The organism is Streptomyces tailanensis (assembly GCF_008386495.1).
Taxonomy (GTDB): domain Bacteria; phylum Actinomycetota; class Actinomycetes; order Streptomycetales; family Streptomycetaceae; genus Streptomyces; species Streptomyces tailanensis.
The window spans coordinates 242,423-259,275 of sequence record NZ_VTHJ01000002.1 but is presented as its reverse complement, the minus strand read 5'-3'; the positions used below and the strand labels follow the sequence as shown (position 1 = coordinate 259,275).

Below are 16,853 nucleotides of genomic sequence, written 5' to 3'. Positions count from 1 at the left end.
GTCGATGAGAGTACTGAGACTTCGGTTGTACGGCATCGCCTTCATCGCCGTGCTCGCGCTGCTGCTGTCGCTCGCCGTGGCCGTCTACCAGCAGGCCTTCACCTCGGTGGTGCGCATCACCCTGGAGGCCGGCAGCCTCGGCAACCAGCTCGATCCGCGCGCCGACGTCAAGCTGCGCGGGCTGCTGGTCGGCGAGGTCCGCGCGGTGCGCGCGGACGGCGAGAAAGCGACCCTCGACATCGCGCTCAAGCCGGAGTACGTCGCGTCCATCCCGTCCGACGTGCACGCGCGGCTGCTGCCCAAGACGCTGTTCGGCGAGAAGTACGTCGACCTCGTGGCACCGCGCGGTTCCTCGGCCCGGCCCATCCGCGCCGGGGACGTCATCACCCAGGACCGAACGAAGGTGGGCATGGAACTGCAGCGGTTGCTGAACGACCTGCTGCCGCTGCTGCGCACGGTCAAGCCGGCTGAACTGAACGCCACGCTCTCGGCGTTCGCCACCGCGCTGGAGGGCCGCGGCGACCGGATCGGCGACAACCTCACCCGCGTCGAAAGCTATCTGCGCCGCCTCAACCCGCATCTGCCGTCCCTCAAGGAGGACATCTCGCGCTTCGCCGATGTCGCCGAGGTGTACGGGGACGCGGCGCCCGACCTGATGCGGATCCTGCGGAACACGGTCACCACCAGCCGCACGATCGTCGAGAAGAAGGACCGGCTGGCCGCCGCGCTCCGCACCACCGCGACCGTCGCCGGCACCGGGGAGGACTTCTTCGACGCGAACGGCGACCGGCTTATCACGCTGGGCCGGGTCTCCCGCCCCACCCTGAAGCTGTTCGCCCGCTACTCACCCGAGTACCCCTGCCTCCTCGAAGGCCTGGTCCGGCAGGAGAAGGCGTCTCAGGAGGCGTTCCGGGGCGGCCGGATGCGGATCACCCTCGAAGTCGTCCGCCCGCAGGCCGCGTACGAGCCCGGTGAGGAGCCGCGTTACGCCGAGCGGTCCGGGCCGAACTGCCGGGGTCTGCCGAATCCGCAGGTGCCCGCACCCCACACCGACCTCAACGACGGTACGTCGTCCGGCGGTTCGAGCGACACCCTGCCCGGAGGTGTCAAGGTGTCCGCCACCGAGGCCGAGCAGCGGGCCGTGGGCTCGCTCGTGGCCCCCGTCATGGGCGTACCGGCGGACGAGGTGCCGCCCGTCGCGACCCTGCTGTTCGGACCGCTGGCCCGTGGGACGGCGGTGAGCGTCGCATGAGGACGACGGGAGCTCGCCAGACCATGGCGCCGCTGGTCAAGTTCAGCCTGTTCGCGCTGGTCACCATCCTGGCGACGGCATTGCTCGCCGCCACCATCGTCAACATCTCGTTCGCGCCGAAGGACTCGTACCGGGCGGTGTTCAGCGATGTGACCGGCCTGGAGGAAGGCGACGACATCCGCGTGGCCGGGGTGCGGGTCGGCGAGGTCGAGGGCATCCGGATCAAGGACCGGACGGTGGCCGAGGTCACCTTCACGGTCACCGCGGAGCGCCCGCTGCTCACCAGTACCGGCGCGGTCGTCCGCTACCGGAACCTGCTCGGGCAGCGGTACATCGCGCTCACCGAGGGCGCCGGCGACGGCACCCGGCTGCGGCCCGGCGGCACCATCCCGCTGTCCAGGACCCAGCCCGCGCTGGACCTCAACGCGCTGCTGAACGGCTTCAAGCCGCTGTTCGCCGCGCTCAGCCCGAACGACGTCAACCAGCTCGCCACCGAGATCATCAAAACCCTGCAGGGCGAGGGCGGCACGGTGAACAGCCTGCTCGCGCACACGGCGTCGCTCACCACGACGCTCGCCGACCGCGACGAGCTGATCGGCTCCGTGATCGACAACCTCAACTCCGTACTGAAGACGCTCGACGAGCGCGGTGGCCGTTTCTCCGGACTGCTGAAGCAGCTGCGGCGGGTGATCTCCGGGCTGTCCGCCGACCGCAAGCCCATCGGGGAGTCCCTGGTGAGCATCGGCGACCTCACGGAGGCCACGTCGGGGCTCCTCCACGACGCCCGCCCGCCGCTGAAGGACGACATCACCGAGCTGGGCGAACTCACCGGAACGCTGAACAGGAACGAGAAGACCGTGGAGGGCGTGCTGAAGCGGCTGCCGAACAAGCTCACCGAGCTGACGGGGACGGCGTCCTACGGCTCGTGGTTCAACTTCTACCTCTGCGACTTCGACGGCCGCATCGTGCTGCCGAAGACGAAACAGGTGCTCACCCCCGAGTTCCACGTGGCGCGGGCGAGGTGCGGCGCATGAGGATCCGCATCATGCCGCGCAGGACGCGGCGCCGCCGCCCCGAACCCCTGATGAAGGTGCGCATACTGCCACCGAAGCTGCCGAGGATCAGGCTGCCCCGCAAGGCGGGCCGCCCGCGGCTGAAGCCGTTCCGGGACCGTAACCCCGTGGTCGTCGGCGCGGTCGGACTCACCACCCTCGCGCTACTGACCGTGGCCGCGTTCAACGCCGACAGCCTGCCGGTGATCGGCGGCGGCGAGACGTACAGCGCCGCCTTCTCGGAGGCGGGCGGACTCAAGCCGGGCGACGAGGTACGGATCGCCGGGGTAAAGGTCGGCAAGGTCGAGGACGTCGATCTGGACGGCGACCACGTCAAGGTGACCTTCAAGGTCAAGGACGACCCGGACATCGGCACCGAGACCGGTGCGTCGATCCGCGTCAAGACGATCCTCGGCGCGAAGTACCTGGCGCTGCACCCGAAGGGACGCGGCCAACTGAAGGCGGGCAGCGAGATCCCGCTGCGGCGGACGGTGTCCGCGTACGACGTCGTGCAGGCGTTCAGCGACCTGACGACCACGACGGAGGAGGTCGACACGGAGCAGCTCGCGAAGGCGCTGGACACGATCGCCACCACCTTCCAGGACTCGCCCGCGGAGGTGCGGGCATCCATCAGGGGACTGTCACGGATCTCCCGGACGGTGGCCTCGCGCGACAAGGCGCTGCGCGAGCTCCTCGACCACGCGAACGGGGTCACCGGGGTGCTGGCCGAGCACTCGGAGGACTTCTCCGCGCTGGTGAAGGACGGCGACAAGCTGTTCAAGGAGATCAGCAAGCGGCGCACGGCGATCCACAAGCTGCTCAAGAGCTCCGCCCTGCTGGGCATCGAGCTCTCCGGCCTGGTCGACGACAACCGCGAGGTGATCGGGCCCGCGCTCGAGAACCTCAACACCTTCGTCAGGATGCTCGAACGCAACCAGGCGAGCCTCGACCGGAGCGTCAAGCTGCTCGCGCCCTACGTCCGGGTCTTCACCAACACCCTCGGCAACGGCCGCTGGTTCGACTCCTACGTCCAGAACATGGTCGCCGCCCCGGTGGTGCCACGCACGGGAGGCTCACGATGACCAGCCGCTTGTCCGCCCGGCGCACCCTGGCACTGCTCACCGCGCTCGCGGTCCTCGCCGCGCTCGCCGTCGTGCTGTGGCCGCGCCCCCAGGCCGTCCGGGTCACGGCGTACTTCCCGCGCACCGTCGGTATCTACCCCGGCTCGGACGTCCGCGTCCTCGGCATCCGCATCGGCGAGGTCAAGCGGATCACGCCGGAGGGCAACCGGGTGCGCGTCGAGCTGGAGTACGAGGAGGGCCGCAAGCTGCCCGCGGACGCGCAGGCCGCCATTATCAACTCCTCGGTGGTCAGCGACCGTTACGTGCAACTGCTGCCGGTGTACCGGAAGGGCCCGGTGCTGCGGGACGGCGACGTCATTCCCGAGTCGCGCACGGCCGTCCCCGTCGAGCTGGACCGGATCTTCGACAGCCTGCACACCACGTCCGAGGCGCTCGGCCCGAAGGGCGCGAACAAGGACGGTTCTTTGTCGCAGCTGCTGGGGGTGAGCGCGGACAACCTCGAAGGCCAGGGCGAGAACCTCAACCAGACCGTCGAGGACCTCTCGCAGGCCGTCACCACGCTGTCCGACGGGCGGGGCGACCTGTTCGGCACCGTACAGAACCTCCAGGTGTTCACGGCCGCGCTGGCGGCCGACGACCGACGCGTGCGGTCGTTCAACACCAGCCTCGCCAAGGTGGCGGAGCAACTCGCCGGGGAGCGCGAGGATCTCGCGGCGGCGCTGAAGCATCTGGGGGCGGCACTCGGCGACGTGTCGGAGTTCGTGAAGAAGAACAAGAAGTCACTGACCTCGAACGTGCGGGGCCTCAGCAAGGTCACCAAGGTCCTCGTCACCCAACGCGCCGCGCTGGAGGAGCTGTTGGAGGTCGCCCCCACGGGTCTGTCGAACCTGCAGAACGCCTACAACGCCTCCGCCGGCACCCTCGACACCCGCAACAACCCAGAGGAGCCGCAGGATCCGGCATCCCTCCTGTGCTCCCTGCTGAAGACGACTGGGGACGAGGGCGGCGAGAACCCCGACTGCGCGGAGCTGAAGAAGCTCTTCGACTCCCTGCCCGAGGTACCTACGGCCCCCGCGGTGACGGGCACGGTCGACCGAACGCTCGGCGGAATCCTGGAGGCCCGCGCATGAGCCCACGTACGAGCCGAGTCATGACCGTGGCGCGCGGGGGACGGATGGTCGTGTGGACGGCCGCCGGTTCGCTGCTGCTGTCGGGCTGCGGGTTCAACGGCTGGTACGACGTCCAGCTCCCCGGAGGAGCGGCGGCGGACGGCCGTGCCTACCACGTCACGGTCGAGTTCAGGGACGTACTGGATCTGGTGCCGCAGTCGGCGGTCAAGGTCAACAACGTCACCGTGGGCGCGGTCGAGAAGGTGGAGCTGGACGGCTGGCACGCCCGGGTGCGGCTGCGCGTCGCCGACTCGGTGAAGCTGCCCGCCAACGCGGTCGCCGATCTCCGGCAGACCAGCATGCTCGGCGAGAAGTACGTGGCGCTGTCCGCGCCGGTCGGCACCGCCCCCGTCGGACGGCTCCGCGACGGCGACCGCGTCCCGCTGTCCCGCAGCGGCCGCAACCCGGAGATCGAGGAGGTGCTGTCCGCCCTGTCCGCGCTCCTCAACGGCGGCGGCGTCGCCCAGCTCAAGACGATCACCGTGGAGCTCAACAAGGCCCTGGAAGGCCGCGAGAACCGGGTCAGGTCCCTGCTGGAGGAACTCGACACGTTCCTCGGCGGCCTCGACGGGCAGCGTGCCGACATCGTCCGCGCCCTCAAGGGCATCGACCGGCTGGCCAAGCGGCTGAGGAAGGAGAAGAAGACGATCGCCAAGGCCGTCGACACGCTGCCGCCCGCGCTGAAGGTCCTCGCCGACCAGCGCCGCGACCTGACGCGGATGCTCACGGCCCTCTCGAAACTGAGCAAGGCCGGCACCCGGGTCGTGAACGCCTCGCGGAACGACACCGTCGCCAATCTCAAGCAGCTGAAGCCGATTCTGCAGCAGCTCAACAAGGCCGGCGACGACCTGCCCAACTCCCTTGAACTGCTGACCACTTACCCGTTCCCGCGCAACGTGGTCGACGCCGTCAAGGGCGACTACGTCAACCTCGCCGTCACCGCCGACCTCGACCTGGCGGGCATCTACGGCAACGTCAAGGACAAGCCCGGCGAGTCCGGCGGCTCCGGTGACGGGGACGACGGTTCCGACATCCCGGACCTGCCGGAATCGCCGGAGCTCCCGGACGTACCCGGCGTCCCGACACCCACCCCGCTGCCCGAGACCCCGGAGGTTCCGGTCAAGCCCTCGGCGCCCACGGACGGCGACGACCTGCTGTGCCCGCCGGTGTGCACCGCGGGCTACGGCCCCCGAGGGGACTCCGGCCGCCTCCCGGCGGGGATCGACCTCGCGCTCGCCGAGCTCATGCTGAAGGGAATACAGCCGTGATCACCCGTACGGTCAAGGCCCAGCTGCTCGCCTTCGCCACCCTCACCGCCGTCGGGGTGTCGTACGTCGGCGCCGAGTACACGGGCCTGGTGGACGGCGTCCTCGACCGCGGCTACACCGTGCGGGCCGACTTCGCGGCGTCCGGGGGCATCTTCTCCGGCGCCGAGGTCACCTACCGAGGGGTGCCGGTGGGCCGGGTGGGCGAGCTGCGGCTGTCCGGCTCCGGGGTGTCGGTGGCCCTGGAGATCGAGGACGACGCGCCCCGTATCCCGGCCGACACCCTGGCGGTGGTCGCCAACCGTTCGGCGGTGGGCGAGCAGTACGTCGATCTGCAACCGCGGCGGACCGGCGGCCCGTACCTGCTCGACGGCAGCCCGATACCGCGCGAGCGCACCCGGGTGCCGCTGCCCACCACCGACCTCGTCGTCAGCCTCGACCGGCTGGTCAACTCGGTCGGCAAGGACGATCTGCGCACGACCGTCGACGAGCTGGGCAAGGCCTTCTCCGGCACCGGGCCACAGCTGAGCCGGCTCGTGGACTCGGGGAACGAACTCGTCGAAGCGGCGTCCGACACGCTCCCGGAGACGATCTCACTGATCGAGGACTCGCGGACGGTGCTCAAGACCCAGGCCGACCAGGGTTCGTCCATCAAGTCGTTCTCCCGCGATCTGGCGGCGCTCACCGCTGAGTTGAAGTCCAGCGACGGGGACCTGCGCCGGCTGATCGGCAACGCGACGCCCGCCGCGCAGGAGATCGACTCCCTGCTGAAGTCGACCCGGCCGGATCTGCCGGTCCTGCTGGCCAACCTCATCAGCGGCGGCCAGGTCACCGTGGCGCGGCTGCCCGGAGTCGAACAGGCCCTGGTCACCTTCCCGGTCGTCGTCTCCGGCAGCTACACGGTCGTCCCGGGCGACGGCACCACCCACTTCGGCCTCGTCCTGGGCGCCGACGACCCGCCGCCGTGCACCCAGGGGTACGGCGGGACGCAGCGGCGCGACCCCGCCGACACCAGCACCCGCCCGGCGAACACCGACGCGCGCTGCACGGCGCCGCGCGGCAGCGACACCTCGGTGCGCGGCGCGCAGAACGCCCCCGGCGCGTCGGCGGGTTCGTACGGCGCCGAACGCGCCGCGTACGTCACCCCGTACGACCCGGACACGGGCACCGCCACCGGCCCGGATGGGAGGCCCGTCGAGATCGGCTCGACGGGCGGCGAACAGACCGTCTTCGGAAAGGAGTCGTGGCAATGGCTACTCGTCGGACCGATGGCATGAACGCCGACGGTACGAAGCGGGGGCGTCGCAGGGCGCTGTCCGCCGGACTCGTCGTCGCGACCGTCCTGACGACCGCGTTGTCGGTCTGGCTGGCCGTGGGGCTGTCCGGGCAGCGCGCGGCCGAGCAGCGACGGCAGGACATCCTGGCGGCGGCCCGCCAGTCGGCGCTGAACTTCACCTCGCTCGACTACCGCCACTACGACCGGGACAGCGGGAACGTGCTCAAGAGCGCCACCGGCGACTTCAAGGAGCAGTTCGCCGCGCAGACCGAGCAGTTGACCGAGCTGGTCGCCGAGAACAAGTCCGTGTCCGAGGGGCAGGTCCTCGAAGCGGGCGTCGTGCGGTCCGACACCCGGTCCGCCCGGGTCCTGGTCGTCGCCGACAGCAAGGTGACCAACACCGCCGTGCCCAACGGGGAGGCGCGCACGTACCGGCTCCAGCTCGACCTCGTACTCCAGGACGGCCACTGGCTGACGTCCGGCGTCGAGTTCGTGGGCTGACGACCCGCCTCCCGTACGAACAGCAGGCACGAGAGTTGAGGAGAAAGACCGTGGTGAACACGACCTCGCGAGGCCGCGGCGCCGGCTCCCCCGCCCGCCGCACCATGACCGCGGCCGCCCGCGCGGCGGCCAAGCGCACCCGACGCGTGGAGCACCTCGCGGACGAGGCACCACCACGGGCCGAGGAGCGGTACTCCGGGCGCACGGTGGTGATCGATCCTCCGGGCGGTGACGGGTGGGACGACCCGCCGGAGCCGGCACCGGAGTCCGAGGAACTGTCCCAGGAGGCACTGGAGTCCGAGGAGGTGCCGGAGGAGAGCGCGCTTGTACGACGGCCCTGGCGACGGCTGCTCACCATGGCGCTCTGCGTCGTGCTCGCGGGGGGCTTGATCGCCGTCGCCGTGCTCGGGTGGCAGTACCGGGAGGGGCGGCGCGCGGAACAGGCTCGGGGAGAGGCGCTCGCGGCCGCGCGGAAGGCGGCGCCCGTCGTCCTGTCGTACGACTACCGGCATCTCGACCGTGACTTCGCCCGGGCCCGCACCCATCTGACCGGGTCCTTCCGCGCCGAGTACGGAAGGACCACGACGAAGGTGGTCGGACCGACCGCCAGGAAGTACCACGGCGTGGTGAAGGCGACGGTGGCGGCACCCGCAGACGGTGGCCGACCCGCGGCGTCCGTCGTGTCGGCCGGACCGGACAAGGCCGTGGTCCTGCTCTTCGTCAACCAGGTCACCACGAGCACCCAGGTCACGGGGTCTCGCGTGGATCTGAACCGGGTGCGGATGACGCTCACCCGCACCTCCGAGGGCTGGAAGGTGAGCGCCGTGGACGCGCTCTAGACGCGGGGCGCCGCCCATGCCAGCGCGTAGCCGAAACCGTTGATCGCCCAGTGCAGCGCCGCCGGAGCCAGCAGGCTGCCGGAACGGCGCCGCAGCTCGCACAGGATCACCCCGGCGGCGACCATGGCCACGACGGCCACGATGACGGTCGGTGTCACGTCTGCCGAACTGCTTCCGAAAGCCGTTGCCACGGCGGTATTGGAACGGTTGAGCCCGCGGGACGGCAGCAGATGCCAGAGACCGAAGAGCAGTGATGACACGGTGGTGGCCCACGCCGTTCCGCGTCGGCGTCGGACCATGGCCCACAGAACACCGCGGAAGGCGGTCTCCTCCAGCAGCACGGTGCCGAACGGGACCCGCACCAGCACCCGCCACAGCAGCTGCTCCGCGGACTGGTCGACGGCCCTGGCATCCCGGAACGCCTCTCGGCCGGCCGGAACGGCGAAAAGGAGCAGGAGGACGGCGAGGACGGCACCGGCCAGGACGGGCGCCCACCGCAGTCCCCGGCGCACACCCGCTGCGTCGAGCCCCAGATCGGCCAAGGTGAGACCGTCCCAGCGGGCGATCAGTACCAGCACGGCCGTCGCCGTCACACACGTGAGCACGTACGCGAAGGGGCCCCGCACGAGCCAGTTGTTGAGCAGGTTCGCGGCGACCAGAACGAGAACGACACAGACGATCCGCATCCTGACTCCAGCATCCTGCTCCTGCAGTCGGCAGGCACTCCTGCAGCCGCGCGTACGTACCTGTGGGGACGGGCGTCAGGGCCTGCGGCCGATGAAGGCGAGCAAGCGGGTCTGTACGTCGGAGCTCTCGGGCACTTCGACACGTGGGCCGTAGTGTCCGCTCTCGCGGAGGACGTCGTCGAGCGGCAGCATCCCGTCGAGCATCTGGGCGCACCTGTCGGGATCGAGGCGTTCCTCCTGGCCGGTGGCCCGCGCCAGGTCCCAGGTGTGCAGGAATACGTCGGCGGTGTAGAAGCGGTCGACGGCCTGGTCCAGCGGCGTTTCTCCGATGTGCGGGTTCGAAAGCGTCCTGTCCGCTGTGGAGGGATCGTCGAGGAGGGCCTGTACCCCGTCGCTGTGCACCGCCCAGGCGGCGACCGGGTCGTCGTCCACCGACGGCCCTTTCGGCAGTTCGACGCCGGCACCGGCCTTCAGGAAGTCCGGGAACCATCCGACGAGGTGACGCACCACGTCTCGGGCGACCCACCCCTCGCACGGCGCCGGGTTGTTCCATGCCTCTGGATGCGTGCCGCGCACGCGGTCGGTGAATGCGCGTGCGACGGTGCGGTGTTCATCGGCTGCCCTCGTCATGACCTCAAGCCTCCGTATCGGTGCGTCGGTCAGGGCTGCCGCTCCGGCCGCTGCTGAGCAGTTCGTCGAGCCGCTCGTAGCCTTCGCGGACGCCGTACTCCATGCCGCTCTTGAGCATCGCGTCGCGGGCCTCGATGGAGTCCATGAGCGACTTGGTGGTGACCCGGGTGCGACCACCGAGGTCCTCGAAGACGGCCGTCTCCAGACTGACGCCGTCCGGGAAGCCGTCGTAGGTGAAGGTCTGGACGATGCGCTCGTCGGGGCGGACCTCGTGGAACACGCCGTGGAAGCCGTACTCGGTCCCGTCGTCGTCGCGATGTACATAGCGATAGGAGCCGCCGCTGCGGGCGTCGTACCGGTCGATCCGCATCGTGAGCCGCCGCGGGCCGAGCCACTGGATGACCAGATCGGGGTCGGTGTACGCGCGGAACACCCGCTCCGGCGGAGCGTCGAACTCCCGGGTGATCACGATGGTGGGCAGAGCCGGGTCGGCCACGATCCGCGTTTCGTTGTGGTGTTGCCTGTCGGTGGTGCTCATGATGCCGCCTCCTCCGTCGGGGTGCCCGTCACCGGCTGCTCGTCCATCTGATCGAGGAGTGCGTCGAGACGACGGAAACGGTCCTCCGCCTCACGCCGGTAACGCTCGATCCACTTCGTCATCAGGTCGAAGACCTCTGCTTCGAGGTGGCAGGGCCGCCGCTGGGCATCCCTGCGGCGACTGACCAGACCGGCGTCTTCCAGCACCCTGATGTGCTTGGACACCGCCTGCACCGTGACGTCGTACGGTTCGGCCAGTTCGTTGACCGTGGCGTCCCCGGCGGCAAGCCGGGCCACGATGTCGCGCCGGGTCGGGTCGGCCAGAGCGGAAAACACCTGGGACAGCCGGTCGTCGGCCACCACGCACCTCGCATATTCAACCGATTGGTTAAATAGCCTAGGGTTGAACTCTCGCATTGTCAACCAACTGGTTGAATAGAGTGCGGCGGCCCTATGGGAGAAGGGCCCGCGTCCTCGATGACCGGCGTCTGCGGCCGCCTGCGCGAGAGTGACAACCTCCACGCGGTCGGCCCGTGCTCCTGCCGACCACCGGCTCGCCCGGGTGGCAGCTTGCCCTGGTCCGCGGCGCCGGCGGCAGCCTTCTCCTGCAGGCGGCTGCCGTCGCAGGCCGCTGCGGTTGCCGCGTCTTGTGCGTCGGCGGATGAAGCGTCATCTCGGCCCGCACCGCGCCGGCCGTGTCTGCGGCCGTCTGCTCTTATGGGTTCAGGCCGGGCAGGGGTTGCCAGGATGCGATCCGAGGGCTGCGATTTCCCGGGCTTCAGCGTCCGCCGCTGGCGCGGCGGGACGGTGCTACTGATCAAGCTGAGTACGGCAGCCGTGCGACGCATCCGGAAACGGCTGGCCGCCGAGGCCAAGGCCCGAACAAGCCGAAGCACTGGGTCACCGCCGGCTACTTCGGCATGTTCAACAAGGCCAGGAGGGACAGGTGGATCTTCGGCGACTCCGCTCTCACCGACTACTGGGCCGGGCGGCGCCGCAGACATAAGCCAGCACCTTCACATGCTTGCGAGCCTCGGGGCTTGCTTGAGCCGTGTGCTCGGACAACGGGCCCGCACGGCTCTGAGGGGGACCGCCGCAGCGATGCGGCGCTGTCCTACCCGACCAGGCGGCGAAGAACGAGTGCGACCTGGACGAGTACGAGGTCCGCCGTTACACCGGGCCGGTACCGGCACATCACCCTGTCCATGCTCGCCCACGCCGTCCTGGCCGAACTCCACATCGCAGGCATCTTCCTGTGGTCCGCTCGGTGATCCAAACGAGACCCCCGGTCCGCCGAAGTCGGCACTTGGCTCAGGTCAGCTATCACTCGTCAGTGTTCACTGCGGACGAGATCGCCTTGAGGTGCTGAGGCGCCGGGCATCTCAAAACTGACACATCCGCACACAGTCAGGACGCCCCGGACAAGGAGGCAGGATGCCAGGATCGCTCGCCCGCCGCCTGTGGCGGATCACCGCCGCGAGTGCCGCAGCGTCTATGGCCGCGGTCCTCGGCTGTGCTGCCGCGCTACCTGCTCAAGCAACAACCGCAGCCGCAGGCAAGATCCTGCATACGGGTTCTGTCGCTTCCATCGACAACAGCTACATCGTCGTACTGAAGAAGACCGCCGGGTTCAGGGCAGCATCCCCGGAAGGCAATGAGCTGGCGGCCAAGTACGGCGCCACCATCCGGCGCACCTACACCGCCGCGCTCAATGGCTACGCCGTCCGCGTCAGCCACGCCGGAGCCAGAAGCCTCGCGGCAGACCCGGCCGTCGCATCAGTCGAGCAGGACAGAACCGTCCGGCTCGATGCGACGCAGTTCAACCCCCCGTGGAATCTGGACCGGATCGATCAACCCCGCCTTCCTCTGAGCCGAAGTTACACCTATCCCGATTCAGAGGGCAGGGCCACGACCGTGTACGTCATCGACACCGGGGTGCGCGTCACCCACCAACAGATCGCCGGTCGGGCCGCCTACGGGTACGACGCCGTCGACGGCGACAACGTCGCCTCCGACGGCAACGGCCACGGCACCCACGTCGCCACCACCGTCGCCGGCACCACCTACGGCGTAGCCAAAGCTGCGCGAATCGTGGCGGTGCGCGTCCTCGATGACGCCGGCACCGGAACCGTCTCCGGACTCATCGAGGGCATCGACTGGGTCACCCGGAACCGCATCAGACCCGCCGTCGCCAACATGTCACTGGGCGGAGGCGCCAGCACCGCACTGGACAGAGCGGTAAGCAATTCCATCGCCTCCGGCATCACCTACACCGTGGCCGCCGGCAACTCCAATGCGAATGCGGCCAACTACTCACCCGCCCGGGTCAGGGCCGCCGTCACCGTCGGCGCCACCACCAGTACCGACTACCGGGCCGGCTACTCCAACTACGGATCCGTCCTGGACCTGTTCGCCCCCGGATCGCAGGTCACGGCAGGCTGGCACACCAGCGACACCGCCATCGCAACCCTCTCCGGTACCTCCATGGCGGCCCCACACGCCGCAGGCGCTGCAGCCCTCTACCTCGCCCTCCGCCCCTCCGCCAGCCCGGCCACCGTATCCGGTGCTCTCGTAACGAGGGCAACGACCGGAGTCCTGCGCAACATCGGCCCAGGGTCACCGAACAGACTCCTGAGAGTCGTTCAGTAGCGCGTTCGAATCAACGGCCGTAGCGGTCGAGGAAGACGGTGTGGGGACGGTTCAGGACTCCGATGATGGTGCCGAGCGGTGGTGGCGCCCGACCGCCGACTGGTCCGGACCTGCGAGAACACGTGATCAACACCTGGCCGCAGGCACGGCTGCGGCGCTTCCTGCGCAAGGCCGGCCGCAGCGGCACTCGGCGGCGTGACGCTCAGCGGTGGTACAGCCCGACCAGGGTGCCGTCGGCCAGTTCATGCTTCTCGACAGTCTGACGAACCTCGTCGGCGCGGGGGGCGTCCGGGAGGGCGCACGGTTCCTTGAGGGCGTACAGGCGGAAGACGTAGTGGTGCGACTCGTCTCCGGGCGGTGGGTGGGGTCCACCCCAGCCGGGGAGGCCGTAGCCGTTGACGAGATCGGTGCCGCCCGGCGGGCGTTGCCCTGCATCGACGCCAGTGCTGTGGGGGTCGATGCCTACGACGATCCAGTGCACGAAATTTCCCGATGGTGCATCGGGGTCCTCGCACAGCAGGACCAGTTCCGCCGCGTCGTCCGGCACGCCGGACCAGGCCAGGGGAGGGGAGACGTTGTCCCCCTCCAACGCGTACCGGCGGGGGACGAACTCGTGGTCACTGAATGCGCTGCTTTGCAGTTCGATGGTGGTCATGTGCCCCGGGGTACCCCCGGTGCGGCCGGATATGTCGGACGGGCGGTGAGCTGCGTTTCCCTATGCCTGGTCGGAGCGGAGGGTGACCGCGCGGCGGAGGGCGTCGCGGCATGCGAGGACGGCGGGGTGGCGGTTGCGGCCTTGGCGTACGACGGTGAAGATGCGGCGCGTGCGTTGGCCGTCGGGGAGTTGCCGCAGGGTGACGGTCGGGGGCTGTCCGCTCCAGACGAGGTCGGGGAGGAAGGCCGCGGCGTGTTTCTGCTCGACGAGGCGCTGGTGGAGCAGGAGGTCGGTGGTCTCGAACCGTACGTCGGGTTCGAAGCCGGCGTTGCGGCACAGGGTCATGGCCCAGTGCCGGGCGGCTGTGCCTTCGGGTTCCATCACCCAGGGGTGGTCGGCGAGTGAGCGCAGCGCCGCCGTCGGGCCGTCGGCGTCCGATGTGTCGGCCGACTTCGGCAGGGCGAGGTGCAGGGGGTCGTCGAGCAGGTCTTCCTGTTCGAGTTCGGCAGGCCGCGGGTTGGGGTTGCCGGGGTATTCCTCGGCGAGGACCAGGTCGAAGTCGCGGGCTTGGAGAGCGGGCAGGGCCTTTTCCGGTTCCATGTGTGTGACGTGGACGCGCAGGTGGGGGTGCTGGTCACGCAGCAGTCCGAGCGCGGTCGGGACGAGGGCCAGGGCGGCTGTCTGGAACGAGGCGATGCGCAGGGTACCGGTCAGGTCGGTCAGGGAGGCGGCGATGTCCGCCTCCGCGCGCTCCAGGCGTTCGAGGACCGCTTCGGTGTGGGCGACGAGGATCTCGGCCTGCGCGGTCAGCCTCACCCGCCGTCCGACCGGCTCAAGGAGGGGGACACCGACTTCGGCTTCCAGCTGGGAGAGCTGCTGGGAGAGCTGCTGGGAGACGGAGGAGGGGGCGTAGGAGAGGGCGGCGGCGACGGCCGCCAGGGTGCCGCGGTGCTTGAGTTCCCGGAGCAGGCGCAGTCGGTGCTGACCGGCTCGCACATCGACAGCGTCGCCGCCGCCGGTGCCTTTGACGGCTGCCTCGGCGTCCTGGGCGGCATCGAGGTCGTCCGCACCCTGAACGAACGCGGCATCACCACCCGCCGCCCGATCGAGGTCGGCATCTTCACCGAGGAGGAGGGCGTCCGCTTCGGCACGGACATGCTCGGCAGCGCCGTCGCCGCCGGCCGCCTGACCCTGGAGTACGCCCACGCCCTGACCGACCGCGAGGGCCTCACCCTCGGTGGCGAGCTCGCCCGCACCGGCTTCGACGGACCCGTCGACGTGCGCCTCACCCCGCCCCACGCCTACGTCGAGTGCCACATCGAACAGGGCCCCGTCCTCGCCGAGAACGATGTCGAGATCGGTGTGGTCACCGGCGTGCAGGGCATCTCCTGGCAGGCGATCACCGTTCACGGCCGCGCCGCCCACGCCGGCACCACACCCACCCACCTGCGCGCCGACGCCGGTCTGGCCGCCGCCCAGATCATCGTCCAGCTGCGGGCGCTGGTCGACTCCGGTGACTACGGCGACCTGCGCGCCACGGTCGGCCATCTGATCGTCCACCCGGACCTGACCAACATCGTCCCGGCCCGCGCCGAGCTGACCGTCGACCTCCGCAACCCCGACGACACGCAGATGGCCCGCGCCGAGGAGGCCCTGGCCGCGTCCCTGAGCGAGCTGGAGGACAGTCAGCCGGGCCTGTCACTGACCGTCCGGCGGATGGCCAAGACGGCCTACGTTGCCTTCGACGACGGCGTGCAGAGGTCATCGCGCAGGCCGCCGACGACCACGGCTTGGAGCACATCTCCCTGCTCTCCGGCGCCGGCCACGACGCCCAGGAGATCGCCGCGCTCTGCCCCACCGCCATGATCTTCGTACGCGGCGAGTACGACGGCATCAGCCACAACCCCCGCGAGTACTCCAGCCCCCAGGCATGCGCCCACGGCGTCGACGTCCTGGCCACCACCCTCCTGCGCTTGGTCGACCAGCACTGACCACTCACGCCGCTCGGCAAGCACCGCCGCTCCCCAAGTGCCGTACTCCGAAAGGCCCCCATGCTCCCCGAGACTCCCGCCGCTCCCGAATTCCTCGACTCCGACCCCGCAGGCCTGCTGGCCCGGCTGATCGCCATCGACTCCGTCAACCCGGACCTCGTACCCGGCGGGGCCGGTGAGGGCGTCATCGCGGACTTCTGCGGCGCATGGCTGGCCGCCCGCGGTTTTGAAGTCCACCGCCTGGAGAAGCGCCCTGGCCGGCCTTCGCTCGTCGCGATCGCCCGCGGCACCGGCGGCGGCCGGTCCCTCATGCTCAACGGCCACCTCGACACCTTCAGCCTCGCCGACTACGACGGCGACCCGCTCGACCCCCGGATCCGCGACGGCAGGATGTACGGCCGCGGCACCTTCGATATGAAGGGCGGCATCGCGGCCATGATGGTCGCCGCGCCCGCGCCACCGCCCACGGCCCCCTGCGCGGCGATGTCATCCTCGCCTGCGTCGCCGACGAGGAGTACGGCAGCTCGGGCACCGAGGAAGTGCTGGAGTCCTTCACCGCCGACGCGGCGATCATCACCGAGCCGAGCCACCTCGAAGTCACCCTCGCCCACAAGGGCTTCGCCTGGTTCGACGTGGAGATCGAAGGCCGCGCCGCTCACGGCTCGCGCCCCGAGCTCGGCATCGACGCCATCGCCAAAGCCGGGCACTTCCTCGTCGCTCTGGAGGACTTGGGCCGGCGCCTCGCACAGAGTCCGGCACACCCTCTCCTGGGCACCGGCACCGTGCACGCCTCCGTCATCCACGGCGGCGAGGAACCCTCCACCTACCCCGCGCACTGCCGCATCACCCTGGAACGCCGCACCGTCCCCGGCGAGAACGCCGACACCGTCGAGCGGGAACTGACCGCCGTACTCGACCACCTCACCGACACGGTCCCCGACTTCCGTTACCAGTTGACCCGCGGCCTGCACCGCGAACCCTTCGAAGCCGCGCCCGAAGTCTCGATCGTGCGTACCCTCACCCACCACGCAGAGCAGGCCCTCGGTCACCCACCCGTGGTGCGCGCCGAGCCGTACTGGACCGACTGCGCCCTCCTGGACCGCGCCGGCATCCCCTGCCTGCTCTTCGGCGTCGACGGCGAAGACGCGCACGCGGCCACCGAGTACGTCGACCTCGCCTCGCTGGACCGCCTCACCGACATCCTCATGGCCACCATCACCGACTTCTGTTCCTGAGCCGTCGGCCGGTCTTTGTGGGCTGCATCACACC

18 protein-coding genes and 1 pseudogene are annotated in these 16,853 nt (G+C 69.9%); 13 read left to right on the top strand and 6 right to left on the bottom strand.

Annotated features, from left to right (window positions below; all coding sequences use genetic code 11):
- Window positions 1–4: 4 nt before the first annotated feature.
- Genes F3T56_RS03045 through F3T56_RS03010 form a run of 8 tightly spaced genes read left to right on the top strand, consistent with a single transcriptional unit; the run spans window position 5 to window position 8,436 of the window.
- Complete coding sequence (locus tag F3T56_RS03045; RefSeq protein ID WP_149823075.1) at window positions 5–1,252, top strand: MCE family protein; 1,248 nt, start codon at window positions 5–7, stop codon at window positions 1,250–1,252.
- Window positions 1,249–2,286, top strand: a complete 1,038-nt coding sequence (locus F3T56_RS03040) for an MCE family protein (protein WP_149823074.1) — start codon at window positions 1,249–1,251, stop codon at window positions 2,284–2,286. Before F3T56_RS03045 ends, F3T56_RS03040 begins: the two co-directional genes overlap by 4 nt.
- A complete protein-coding gene (locus F3T56_RS03035; protein WP_425473538.1) occupies window positions 2,283–3,386 on the top strand; it encodes an MCE family protein in 1,104 nt (367 codons plus the stop codon). Before F3T56_RS03040 ends, F3T56_RS03035 begins: the two co-directional genes overlap by 4 nt.
- Complete coding sequence (locus tag F3T56_RS03030; protein WP_172638781.1) at window positions 3,383–4,516, top strand: MCE family protein; 1,134 nt, start codon at window positions 3,383–3,385, stop codon at window positions 4,514–4,516. The genes F3T56_RS03035 and F3T56_RS03030 overlap by 4 nt, the downstream gene beginning before the upstream one ends.
- Window positions 4,513–5,823, top strand: coding sequence for an MCE family protein (locus F3T56_RS03025; protein ID WP_425473537.1), 1,311 nt, complete (start codon window positions 4,513–4,515; stop codon window positions 5,821–5,823). Before F3T56_RS03030 ends, F3T56_RS03025 begins: the two co-directional genes overlap by 4 nt.
- On the top strand, window positions 5,820–7,097 hold the full coding sequence (locus F3T56_RS03020) for an MCE family protein (protein ID WP_149823073.1): 1,278 nt from the start codon (window positions 5,820–5,822) through the stop codon (window positions 7,095–7,097). The genes F3T56_RS03025 and F3T56_RS03020 overlap by 4 nt, the downstream gene beginning before the upstream one ends.
- A complete protein-coding gene (locus F3T56_RS03015) occupies window positions 7,070–7,597 on the top strand; it encodes a hypothetical protein (RefSeq protein WP_246203366.1) in 528 nt (175 codons plus the stop codon). The genes F3T56_RS03020 and F3T56_RS03015 overlap by 28 nt, the downstream gene beginning before the upstream one ends.
- Window positions 7,598–7,647: 50 nt before the next feature.
- Entirely contained in the window at window positions 7,648–8,436 is a 789-nt protein-coding gene (locus tag F3T56_RS03010) for a hypothetical protein (RefSeq protein ID WP_149823072.1), read from the top strand.
- On the opposite strand, the gene F3T56_RS03005 is transcribed toward F3T56_RS03010, so the two are convergent.
- The 4 genes from F3T56_RS03005 to F3T56_RS02990 all read right to left on the bottom strand — a co-directional run bounded on the left by F3T56_RS03005 (window position 8,433) and on the right by F3T56_RS02990 (window position 10,652).
- On the bottom strand, window positions 8,433–9,122 hold the full coding sequence (locus tag F3T56_RS03005) for a CPBP family intramembrane glutamic endopeptidase (RefSeq protein ID WP_149823071.1): 690 nt from the start codon (window positions 9,120–9,122) through the stop codon (window positions 8,433–8,435). The genes F3T56_RS03010 and F3T56_RS03005 overlap by 4 nt on opposite strands.
- A 75-nt stretch (window positions 9,123–9,197) precedes the next feature.
- Entirely contained in the window at window positions 9,198–9,752 is a 555-nt protein-coding gene (locus F3T56_RS47380) for a TIGR03086 family metal-binding protein (RefSeq protein WP_149823070.1), read from the bottom strand.
- 4 nt (window positions 9,753–9,756) lie between these two features.
- The gene (locus F3T56_RS47375) at window positions 9,757–10,290 is read right to left on the bottom strand and encodes an SRPBCC family protein (protein WP_149823069.1); all 534 of its coding nucleotides are present in this window, start codon (window positions 10,288–10,290) and stop codon (window positions 9,757–9,759) included.
- Complete coding sequence (locus F3T56_RS02990) at window positions 10,287–10,652, bottom strand: ArsR/SmtB family transcription factor (RefSeq protein ID WP_246203364.1); 366 nt, start codon at window positions 10,650–10,652, stop codon at window positions 10,287–10,289. Before F3T56_RS02990 ends, F3T56_RS47375 begins: the two co-directional genes overlap by 4 nt.
- A gap of 1,071 nt (window positions 10,653–11,723) precedes the next feature.
- Here F3T56_RS02990 and F3T56_RS02985 point away from each other — a divergent pair.
- Window positions 11,724–12,938 (top strand): S8 family peptidase, encoded by a 1,215-nt coding sequence (locus F3T56_RS02985; protein ID WP_149823068.1) that lies wholly within the window; start codon window positions 11,724–11,726, stop codon window positions 12,936–12,938.
- A gap of 202 nt (window positions 12,939–13,140) precedes the next feature.
- Here the strand turns inward: F3T56_RS02985 and F3T56_RS02980 are convergent, their stop codons facing one another.
- Both F3T56_RS02980 and F3T56_RS02975 read right to left on the bottom strand, forming a co-directional pair.
- Window positions 13,141–13,593: a YbhB/YbcL family Raf kinase inhibitor-like protein gene (locus F3T56_RS02980; RefSeq protein ID WP_149823067.1), complete on the bottom strand. Its 453-nt coding sequence runs from the start codon at window positions 13,591–13,593 to the stop codon at window positions 13,141–13,143.
- Window positions 13,594–13,653: 60 nt separating this feature from the next.
- Window positions 13,654–14,589 carry a LysR substrate-binding domain-containing protein gene (locus tag F3T56_RS02975; RefSeq protein WP_149823066.1) on the bottom strand — a complete coding sequence of 312 codons (936 nt, stop codon included), beginning with the start codon at window positions 14,587–14,589 and terminating at the stop codon, window positions 13,654–13,656.
- Between F3T56_RS02975 and F3T56_RS02970 the strand changes: the two genes are divergently transcribed.
- The 4 genes and pseudogenes from F3T56_RS02970 (at window position 14,542) to F3T56_RS02965 (ending at window position 16,819) form a co-directional block, all read left to right on the top strand.
- Window positions 14,542–15,459: a hydantoinase/carbamoylase family amidase gene (locus F3T56_RS02970; RefSeq protein WP_246203363.1), complete on the top strand. Its 918-nt coding sequence runs from the start codon at window positions 14,542–14,544 to the stop codon at window positions 15,457–15,459. The genes F3T56_RS02975 and F3T56_RS02970 overlap by 48 nt on opposite strands.
- Window positions 15,384–15,584, top strand: coding sequence for a M20/M25/M40 family metallo-hydrolase (locus tag F3T56_RS47370; protein WP_246203361.1), 201 nt, complete (start codon window positions 15,384–15,386; stop codon window positions 15,582–15,584). Before F3T56_RS02970 ends, F3T56_RS47370 begins: the two co-directional genes overlap by 76 nt.
- 60 nt (window positions 15,585–15,644) lie before the next feature.
- Window positions 15,645–15,974: pseudogene (locus F3T56_RS49625) on the top strand (acetylornithine deacetylase); the annotation flags it as partial.
- Window positions 15,975–16,057: 83 nt separating this feature from the next.
- Window positions 16,058–16,819 (top strand): M20/M25/M40 family metallo-hydrolase, encoded by a 762-nt coding sequence (locus tag F3T56_RS02965; RefSeq protein ID WP_342786895.1) that lies wholly within the window; start codon window positions 16,058–16,060, stop codon window positions 16,817–16,819.
- Window positions 16,820–16,853 lie beyond the last annotated feature (34 nt).